This window comes from Acidobacterium sp. S8, from assembly GCF_009765985.1.
Classification (GTDB): domain Bacteria; phylum Acidobacteriota; class Terriglobia; order Terriglobales; family Acidobacteriaceae; genus Alloacidobacterium.
This window is the reverse complement of sequence record NZ_LMUM01000018.1, coordinates 23,814-30,322: the sequence shown is the minus strand read 5'-3', so window position 1 is coordinate 30,322 and position 6,509 is coordinate 23,814. Positions and strand designations below refer to the sequence as shown.

The following is a 6,509-nucleotide window of genomic DNA, read 5'->3' as shown; positions in this document are numbered from 1 at the left end:
CGGCGAAGTTATCCTCGAAAATGCCGCCATGAAAAAACTCGCTGCACAGCTCAATAGCGTGATCGATGATCAAACTCGATTCCGCAAATAGGAACGAAGCGGTTCATCATAGACCTTCAAGGTAATCCAGCCGACAGCAATCATACTGAGAGTACCGAAAGCGACTGCAATCCCGAACCCGTTAGATGCAAGGTTGTGCTTGCGAGCCAGATCTCCCCACATCCACATCACCGCGTAGTGGGTCATATACAACGGATAAGATAACTCTCCGGAGAAGCGGCAAAGCCGTTGCATCTTCGGTGTGACCACTGCGCCGGCGCCCATGGCAATAAGCAGCGGGAAGTAGAAGATGATTACAGCTGCTTCTCTAACCCATGCCCCCCGTGCGTAGGGCATCACCAGCGCAAGAAGAAGTAAAAAACCCAGGCCCGTAAAGCCGAGACGCGTGCGTGGGCGCCACTTTGACCGGTAGACAAGCAATCCGGCGCAAAATGAGAACGCCATGCGAACCCCGCCATCCCAGAAATTGCTCGAGCTCCAACCGCCTGTCAGGTCGCCCGCACGGTAACCTGTCCAGCACAGCCATACTGCTGACAAGAGTGTGAGCGCCAATAGAACCTTTCGTCCGGTTCGATATAGGACGACGCCGAAGATAATATTTGCGACGTACTCCCAGAATAAAGACCACGAAGGTGCGTTCAGGCTGAACAGATTGCGGCTGCGTTCTTGCATCGCGCCATATGGAATCATGAGAACTGAAGCCGCGAAAAGGAGTGCCATCCTCGCTGGCCCATACCCGGCGTGATCCCGAAAGGGTTGGCATAAAAGGCTATGAGACCGAGCACGGACCCGAACACCACCATGGGCTGCAGCCTGATAAGGCGCGCCTTCAGAAAACTTCCGAGACCTATCGTTGCAATACGGTCGTCATAGGCGTAGCCGAGCACAAACCCGGAGAGGCAAAAGAAGAAGTCCACAGCCAGAAAGCCGTGACCGAACTACAGCCTGCTATAGTCCCAGATCACCATTTCTGAGAAGTGAAAAATAACCACGCAGATTGCGGCTACGCCGCGCAAACCGTCGAGTACGGCAAAATGTGGCCTCTGTTTACTGATACTGGAATCCTGGAAAGATGCTTCTGTACCCATTCTCATCTCATAACAGAGTACGCATTGCGAAAGCTCACCGTCGCGATGGTAATCACTTTCTCAGATTTCCAATGACTGACCTGTCGTAGTATGGTGCCGAAGGACAGATAGCTATTTAAAAAAACCGGCAAATTGAGCGTTTGAAGACTCCGATCCTGTTCCCCTTGTGGCTGATTGCAACATTGGCTCTCACTAAAAAGAAGAAGATCATTATGGGAAACCGTCGCAGCATTTGGCACCCATATGAAATCTGCCAGTTTCAATACTTTTCAAGTGGCCGGCAAGAAGTTAACGCCGGAAACCGGTGATTCGATATTCGGCCACTACATCGCGGCAGAGATAGCCCTGCACAGCCGGGAGGCCGGCGAAGTTACTCGCCAGCGCGGATGAAATGTCAACTCACTCGCTCTCTAACTCCGCAATTCGTGTGCGAATGTTTACGACTTTGTCGCGATGTCCGGTCGCTCGCTCCCTGCCCCTGTTTCTCCTGTTCACTCTAATCAGTGCCTGGTCCTGGCCTCAATCGCTTGTCATCAAGCGCGTGACAGTGATCGACGCCAGTGACCGTGGCCCCGAGCCCAACATGACGGTGATCGTTGATGGCGATCGCATCGTTGCAATTGGTCCATGGAGAAAGACGCATATCCCAGGAAAAGCCGTCGTCGTCGACGGCACAGGCAAATTTCTCATCCCTGGCTTGTGGGATATGCACGTCCACGGCGCGTCAGACGCCCGCGCTCCCTGGAGCCACCTTCTTTTTCTGGCGAACGGAGTCGTCGGCGTCCGCGACATGTCAGGTCCGCCTGACGCTCATGCGTGGCGCGCCATGCAGGCTTCCAACCAAGATCCATCGCCGACCGTCTACCTCGGCAGTCCCATCATCGATGGTCCAAATCCTGTGTGGCCCGAATCCATTGTTGTCACCGATGAAGCTCAGGGGCGCGAAGTAGTGGAACAACAGCGGGCGCGTGGCGCAGACTTCATCAAGGTCTATAGCAGGCTATCCAGGAGCGCGTACTTCGCGATCGCCGACGAAGCCAACAAGTGTGGGATTCCATTCGCAGGGCATGTTCCGGAATCGGTGACCGCGGCAGAAGCATCCGACGCTGGCCAGAAAAGCATCGAGCATCTGACACGCGTGGCTGAGGGCTGCTCAAAGGAAGAAAAGTCGATCGCTTCTGAGATGCAGCGACAAGAAGCGTTGTTCCGGGCGGCGGACGCGACAATGGCGCAAAAGATAGGCTCAGGGAAAAGCATCATTCGCCTTAACATGGACGTCGTTGAAACTTTTGACGAAGCCACCGCGCAGTCGTTGTTTGCGCTCTTCCTGAAGAATAGAACCTGGCAATGTCCCACACTCACTTTGCTGCGAGCGCAGATCGACGACCCGCTGCTCGCGAATGACCCACGCTTGAAATATTTGAGCAGAGAGGTGCGAGCGAAATGGGATGCGGGTTATTACGGGAACGTTCCTCCTGAGCCGCGAGCCGCAATTGTCAAATTGAGCAGGCTTCAATTTAACGAATCCGTGAGGCTTGTCGGGCTCATGTACCGGGCGGGAGTTCCCATCCTTGCCGGCACTGACACTATGAATCCGCAGTGCTTCCCAGGCTTTGGCATCCATGATGAGCTCGCACTGTTGGTCGATGCCGGATTATCTCCGCTTGCCGCTCTCCAGGCAGCCACTCGAAATGCCGCTGAGTTTATGGGGCAACTTGGCCGCCGCGGAACCATTGAGGTTGGCAAGACTGCCGATCTTGTTTTACTCGACAAGGACCCACTCGCTGACATTCATAACACGCGTTCGATTCACGCGGTTGTGCTTGGCGGCAAGCTTTACCGACGCGCAGCGCTTGATGCGATGCTGGCGAAGGCGCAGACGTTGGCGAGCGGTCAGCAATAATATTTCCGCCTTCGTCAGGCTTGCTTGAGCGCTATTTTAGGTTTCGCCGCGAGGATAAATCTGCTCTCAAGCAGATATTGATACAGCGAATCCAACGGCCCTGCAGGATGCACATTATCAGCACTGACGATTCCATCGGTCTCTTTCCATGTCCATCCAGTAAGCTGATTTGCTGTTACGCGCCCCCGCAGTTCTTCCGTTGTCATCGGATACACACTAAGCCGCACATTTTGCGTGAAAAGCAGCGCGATGCCTTCCAGCAGCGCCCCCGCCAGTTCTTTGTAGCTGTCCTGTAGGATACGCAAAAGCACCGACAGTCCAATCGCGAAATGAATCCGTGATTTCGTGTAGCGATTCGCGAACGCGCTCATCTTGTAAAGTTCCTGCGCGCGAAACAGCATCACCCCATAGCCGAGCTGTTGAAGCATCACCACGCGGTGCAAAATCTCCTGGGCAGACACTTCACCGTCCGGGGCGGTGCTGTCGGCGACAGAGAGACAGAACAATCCGAGTCCGCCTTTGCTCTCCTTTAGCTCCTCCCCGGGCAACTCCGCCAGAGTGTTCTCGATCAGGTCGGCATGAAGGCTGGTTACGCTGTCGAACCTCCCCGGCGCCAGCACCAGAGCTCGCTTGTACAGCAGCTCGTTCGGGGGCGCCAGTTGGTTGTCCGCCTGAAATACCACAGCCTCGGCGTACCCGCCGGCAACGAGAAGGGCATGAACTTCATCGCGGTTCCAATGAGCGAAGGCCGGCCCTTTCAGTTCCAGGCAGTCGATCTCCACTCGCTGCAATGTAAGTTCTTCGAAGAGACTTGCAAGAAACTCCTCTGCCGATCCAAGCGCATGACACGCGGCATAAATCAAGTTCACACCGAGAATGCCTACCGCCTCCTGTTGCTGTACGTTGCTGGGATCCATCAGGTTGATATGCAGAATGATGTCGTTTGGCTCGTCCCCGGCTTGCCGAAGAAAACGCAATCCCACCCACCCGTGACAGTCATTGGTTCCTGCAAAGTTCCTTGCAGAGATCGTATCTACAAACGCGAAAAACCTGGTGTTGGCTCCACGGGCAGCCTGTAGCTGTGCCAGCAGTTGCTTCCACTCGCTCTCCAGCATGGCTTGCAGGCGCGGCCTTGAAACATAGCGAGTCCCGGTTCCGTAAAGCTGGTCGCTGACCTCCTTGTCATAAGCCGAAATCGTCTTCGCAACCGTGCCGGAGGCGGCACCCACACGCAGAAACCAGCGTGCCACCTCCTGTCCCGCGCCGATTTCAGCAAACGAGCCAAAGATCGCGCCATCGAGATTGAGGGATAGCGCCTTTTGATGGGTGTCGTATTTTTCGTTTTCGGCCATGTTCCGTCACCATCCAGGAATAGACTCTATCATTCTAGATCGCATCCCCGATTCCATCCGGCGGAGGCCGGAAGAAACTCAATCAGCGCTAAATCGCCAATGCGCGTTTTGAGACGCTCAGATTCTGGAAACGTGCGTTGGCCTGTTAGCGTCAATCGAGGGTTGTTCCCGGATTGCCGGCCATCCTCCCGGATATTTGATTCGGTTGCGGAACACTCAGAGAAAGCCGTTCGCCGGAGTATGTTTACTGATGAGTGGGGAAACAGAGTGATCGACTGCAGAGCTGCGACGAAGAACTATGCCTCTAAACCCGTTCTCCGAGGCATAGACCTCGTTGTAGAACCTGGCATTTGTGCCTTATTAGGGGCTAACGGTGCTGGCAAGTCTACGCTGCTACGCCTGCTCTCAGGATTAGAGGAGCCAGACAGTGGTTCCGTGTTCATCGGCGGACTGGGTTTCCGGAATCATGCAGTTGAAATCCGGCGGAATTTGGGTGTACTACCCGAGGGGCTCGGGCTGTTCGAGTCTTTGACGGTCATCGAGAACCTGATGGCAATTGGACCCATTTACGGACTCACGAAGAGCGAAACAGCAGCTCGAGCAGCGGACCTGCTAGGGCTGCTCGATCTTACACAAGGACGCCACACCGTTGCACGCGATTGTTCGTTCGGCATGCGGAAGAAGACTGCTTTGGCCATGGCCCTCCTGCACAAGCCGAAGGTTCTGCTGCTGGATGAGCCGTTTGAAGGTATTGATCCCGCATCGTCCGCGGTCATTGAGATGCTGCTTGGCCAACTCTCCCGCGGTGGCACTACGATCTTGCTCACCTCTCACATTCTGTCGGTCGTGCAAAAGATAGCCACCCGCGTAGTCATTCTTCACCAAGGTCGAGTTGAATCAGATTTCAGCCCGTCCACGGCAGACGAAGGAGTTGAGGAGGTGTATTTCAGCATCGTTGGCGAACCACAGCCGGAGGTGCTGGATTGGTTCAGATCCTAGCCCTTCTGTTCTTGTTGAAGAAACTGATGTTGAAGGAACTGAGCAGCTTTTCCTCCGTGCGTTTCAACAACTTCCTGTTCTCCATCCTTTTTATTATGGCCGCGGGTTTAGAAAGCAGGGCACCGAAAGCAGCATTCTGGAGTACGCTCTTCTTTCAAATTGTCCTCCTTGCGCCTCTGCTTGTTACTTTTTCCGTAGATACACAGCATAGGTTGCCCCCGGAGCGAGTCGCTACGTGGCCGCTGACACGTACACAAAGACTCTTGCTCAGTTCCGTAAGTTTTGCGTTGAATCCATTATTTATAGTGTTGTTTTTTGGCTACCTGTTCTGGATGGGCTTAGCCGCAGCTTTATTTTTTGTTCTACTGGCACTCATCGTCCATACGACGGTTTACGCCGTTAGCCGTCTCCCATTCAAACTACGAATACATGCAAGCCTCGGCATCTCAAGGACGCCCTTGAAGGTCGGCGGAATCGCGCAAGAAATGTGGCGGGAGGTGCAGGGAACCCTCGACTTTTGGGTCGCGCTGCTCATCGCTGTTATCGGAACCTTGTATCGGTTGTTCGGGCGGGCACCAGAGCCCGAAGCATTTCCTATGCTGTCGTTATTTGTGGGTATTGCAATGAGCACGGTTGCGCAACGCATGCTGCGTCTGGATGAAGGGCGAGCGTTGCTGCGCTATCGTCTCCTACCGATAGCAGGTTGGAAGCTACTGGTCACGCAGGACATGACGTTCTTGATCCCGCTCGCTGTCATGGTTTCACTCCTAAGTCTACGAACTGGTGTTGCATTTGGCTTGGTCGCTATCGCAGTCGGACGATACCCGTCGTTGAGACAGCGGGCGAACCAGCGTAGATGGCGTTTCGTCGGAGGGGATCCTCGTTTTGGGGTAGCACAGGTGCTCTTGGGTGGATTCGCTGGAATCGGAGCAGCGAGGACGGGACTCTGGGTCCTGGCCGTTGCCTTCGCCATCTATCTGGTTTCCATATTCTGGGGCGAAATGCTCTGGAAACGCTCCTTGGCTGCTTAGTCTAATTCTGGAATGATGCAAAATCGCCAAAGCGCGTTTTGAGACGCTCAGATTCTGGAAACGTGCGTTGCCCTGA

Annotated in this window: 6 protein-coding genes; 4 read left to right on the top strand and 2 right to left on the bottom strand. The window is 54.6% G+C overall.

Annotation, left to right across the window (positions count from 1 at the left end; translation table 11 throughout):
- Positions 1-69 precede the first annotated feature (69 nt).
- On the bottom strand, positions 70-780 hold the full coding sequence (locus tag GSQ86_RS06200) for an acyltransferase (protein WP_254062188.1): 711 nt from the start codon (positions 778-780) through the stop codon (positions 70-72).
- A gap of 611 nt (positions 781-1,391) precedes the next feature.
- On the opposite strand from GSQ86_RS06200, the gene GSQ86_RS06195 reads away from it, so the two are divergent.
- Together GSQ86_RS06195 and GSQ86_RS06190 are read left to right on the top strand one after the other, a co-directional pair.
- On the top strand, positions 1,392-1,538 hold the full coding sequence (locus tag GSQ86_RS06195) for a hypothetical protein (protein WP_158749096.1): 147 nt from the start codon (positions 1,392-1,394) through the stop codon (positions 1,536-1,538).
- A gap of 151 nt (positions 1,539-1,689) precedes the next feature.
- Positions 1,690-3,051 carry an amidohydrolase family protein gene (locus GSQ86_RS06190; protein ID WP_216841032.1) on the top strand — a complete coding sequence of 454 codons (1,362 nt, stop codon included), beginning with the start codon at positions 1,690-1,692 and terminating at the stop codon, positions 3,049-3,051.
- 14 nt (positions 3,052-3,065) lie between these two features.
- Here GSQ86_RS06190 and GSQ86_RS06185 read toward each other — a convergent pair whose 3' ends face one another.
- Positions 3,066-4,403, bottom strand: a complete 1,338-nt coding sequence (locus GSQ86_RS06185) for a hypothetical protein (protein WP_158749094.1) — start codon at positions 4,401-4,403, stop codon at positions 3,066-3,068.
- Between GSQ86_RS06185 and GSQ86_RS06180 the strand changes: the two genes are divergently transcribed.
- Together GSQ86_RS06180 and GSQ86_RS06175 are read left to right on the top strand one after the other, a co-directional pair.
- Positions 4,374-5,402 carry an ABC transporter ATP-binding protein gene (locus GSQ86_RS06180; RefSeq protein ID WP_371720293.1) on the top strand — a complete coding sequence of 343 codons (1,029 nt, stop codon included), beginning with the start codon at positions 4,374-4,376 and terminating at the stop codon, positions 5,400-5,402. The two genes, GSQ86_RS06185 and GSQ86_RS06180, sit on opposite strands and share 30 nt — an antisense overlap.
- A 26-nt stretch (positions 5,403-5,428) precedes the next feature.
- The gene (locus GSQ86_RS06175; RefSeq protein WP_158749092.1) at positions 5,429-6,433 is read left to right on the top strand and encodes a hypothetical protein; all 1,005 of its coding nucleotides are present in this window, start codon (positions 5,429-5,431) and stop codon (positions 6,431-6,433) included.
- Positions 6,434-6,509: the final 76 nt, after the last annotated feature.

Coding starts and splice junctions, on each gene's coding strand:
- GSQ86_RS06175 (WP_158749092.1), top strand. CDS start 5,429: ATGTTGAAGGAACTGAGCAGCTTTTCCTCCGTGCGTTTCAACAACTTC.
- GSQ86_RS06200 (WP_254062188.1), bottom strand. CDS start 780: ATGGCACTCCTTTTCGCGGCTTCAGTTCTCATGATTCCATATGGCGCG.
- GSQ86_RS06180 (WP_371720293.1), top strand. CDS start 4,374: ATGGGTGTCGTATTTTTCGTTTTCGGCCATGTTCCGTCACCATCCAGG.
- GSQ86_RS06195 (WP_158749096.1), top strand. CDS start 1,392: ATGAAATCTGCCAGTTTCAATACTTTTCAAGTGGCCGGCAAGAAGTTA.
- GSQ86_RS06185 (WP_158749094.1), bottom strand. CDS start 4,403: ATGGCCGAAAACGAAAAATACGACACCCATCAAAAGGCGCTATCCCTC.